This is a genomic window from Massilia mucilaginosa, assembly GCF_011682145.1.
GTDB classification, from domain to species: domain Bacteria; phylum Pseudomonadota; class Gammaproteobacteria; order Burkholderiales; family Burkholderiaceae_D; genus Telluria_A; species Telluria_A mucilaginosa.
Window position 1 is genome coordinate 1 of sequence record NZ_WHJH01000364.1, and the last position, 284, is coordinate 284.

General features: G+C 67.6%; 1 pseudogene. It reads right to left on the bottom strand.

The features are described from left to right. Positions 1–88: 88 nt before the first annotated feature. Positions 89–284, bottom strand: a pseudogene (locus F2P45_RS35920) (site-specific DNA-methyltransferase); the annotation flags it as partial.

Consider the following 284-nt stretch of genomic DNA (forward strand, 5'->3'; position numbering starts at 1 on the left):
AGGGTGCGGGCATGGAGATGCAGGGAGGCGGCGCCGGCCCGATGGACATCGCGCCCGGCATGGGACGCAACGATGGCGGCCAGGCCGGTTAATGGCGCGCTGCGGGGACCAGGGTGCAGAAGCGAAATCCGCCACCGCCAGTCCATCCGACGTCGGCGCTCACGCCCGTCCTGTCGCCAGCGATGACCGTTATCAACCGGGCAAGGCAATGGGTGCGCGCCTGCTCGCCTTGTTCGATTCCAATATAGCCGCGTCCGGTTTTATGCGCGACAGCCGCCGTCGAG